This is a genomic window from Chitinolyticbacter albus (genome assembly GCF_024437655.1).
In the GTDB taxonomy this organism is placed as follows: Bacteria; Pseudomonadota; Gammaproteobacteria; order Burkholderiales; family Chitinibacteraceae; genus Chitinolyticbacter; species Chitinolyticbacter albus.
Window position 1 is genome coordinate 1 of record NZ_JANBVF010000055.1, and the last position, 828, is coordinate 828.

Below are 828 nucleotides of genomic sequence, written 5' to 3' on the forward strand. Positions count from 1 at the left end.
TTCACTCTGGCGTTGCCAGTGGAACTGCACCTTGATCCGGCCATGTTCGTCGGTATGGATTTCTTCGCCGGCTGGACCCACCACGGTGGCGGTCTGCACCCCACGGGCGGACGGCTTGGCGTGTTCGCTGTGGCTGTAGCCCGGGGTGAGCGGAATGCCACGGCGTTGTGCTTCGAACTGCACTGCAAACGGTTGCGGCGCTTCCTGGCCTTGGCTGAGGAAACGGGTCAGATCGCCGGGCAGGTTGTTATAGGCGGTAAAGCTCAGCTGGCTGGCGACGAACTCACGCTGCTCCGGCGCATCAGCATCGTGCAGCGGGTGATCGGTCAGCGCGAACCACTCGCCGACCTGCAGATTGCGTACGGTACCGGCACCCTGGAAGCGCTTCTTCTGCAGGTCATGCGCCTGCTGGCGCAGCTGGGCATAGCGCGAGAGCTGTTCAGCATCACCGGCGTAATACAGCGACTGCGGATCGTAATCCTCCAACGAGGACTGCGCTTGTTCACCGCCGGCACCCTGGTCGATGGCCGAGCCTTGCGCCACCTGCTGGGTCAGCACCGGCTTGTAGTCGAACGACGCCAGCGCCACCGCACCACTACCGAGTTGGCGGGCACTGGTCCAGTCGGTCAGGCTGTCTTCGGCTTCGGTGGCATCGGCGCGATGGAACCGTACCGCGCCCTGCGCCGCCTGCGGCAGCGCGTAGGGATCATCAAACGCAACCAGCGTCACCTTGGGGGTGTCGCCGGCCTCATGGGCAAAGCGCCAGGCAATGCCTTCCTCGGCCAGCAAGCGGCTGACGAAGGCCAGATCGGATTCGCGGTACTGCAG

At 64.6% G+C, this 828-nt stretch carries 1 protein-coding gene; it reads right to left on the minus strand.

Going from position 1 to position 828, the window contains the following annotated elements; all coding sequences use genetic code 11:
- Positions 1–828: type VI secretion system Vgr family protein (locus NLI84_RS18230; RefSeq protein WP_255992251.1), on the minus strand; the 828-nt coding region annotated here is incomplete at both ends.